The sequence below is a fragment of the Streptomyces sp. MB09-02B genome, from assembly GCF_033794485.1.
Taxonomy (GTDB): domain Bacteria; phylum Actinomycetota; class Actinomycetes; order Streptomycetales; family Streptomycetaceae; genus Streptomyces.
The window spans coordinates 1-800 of record NZ_JARGEE010000953.1; the positions used below are offsets into that span (position 1 = coordinate 1).

General features: G+C 68.0%; 1 protein-coding gene. It reads right to left on the reverse strand.

Annotation, left to right across the window (positions count from 1 at the left end):
* Positions 1-9: 9 nt before the first annotated feature.
* On the reverse strand, positions 10-693 hold the full coding sequence (locus P1P70_RS45285) for an IS630 family transposase (RefSeq protein ID WP_319248414.1): 684 nt from the start codon (positions 691-693) through the stop codon (positions 10-12).
* Positions 694-800 lie beyond the last annotated feature (107 nt).

Genomic DNA, 800 nt, shown 5'->3' on the forward strand with positions numbered 1-800 from the left:
CGTCGCGGCTTAATTTCGCTGTGCGGTTGGGTAGAGGTGGCGTAGTTTCACGCGTGCGTCGTCGGTGGTGAAGTGCCAGTCGACTTGGCGCTGGTTGCGGTTGGTGTGCTGCTGCCAGGCAGCGAGTTCGGCGTTGAGCAGGGCGAGGTCGTCGATGCGGCGGTCCAGGCACTGGCGGGTGAGCGCGGACAGTTCGATCTCGGCGATGTTGAGCCAGGACCCGTGCTTGGGGGTGTGGTGGATCTCCAGGCGCTGGGCCAGCGCGAAGGCCTTTGCCGGGTCGAACGCCTCGTAGAGCGAGGCGGTGGTGTGGGTGTTGAGGTTGTCCATGACCAGCACGACCGTGGCGGCGTCGGGATAGTCCACGGTCAGCAGGTGCTCGACCTGGTGCGCCCAGTCGACCCTGGTCCGGCGGGACTGGGCGTCCACGCGCCGCCATCCGCGCAGCGGCTCGACCCAGCAGAAGATCGAGCAGGTTCCCGCGCGGACGTACTCGTTGTCCTCGCGCCGGTCGCGGCCCGGCTGCGCGGGGAGCGGATCGCGGACGTGGCCGAGCAGCTGGTAGGGCTTCTCGTCCATGCACACCACCGGGCGCGCCGGATCGAAGGGGCGGCGGTAGACCGCCAGGACGTCCTCCATCGCCGCTGCGAAGGCCGCGTTCGCCGCGGGCGGGATGGCCCAGCACTTCTTCACGTGAGGACGCAGTTCCGTTTTTTTAACACCCGGCCGATCGTGGAGTGGTCCAGATCCGGGATGTCCTCGATCAGCGCGACGTGCTTCTCCAGCAGGCGCAGCGACCA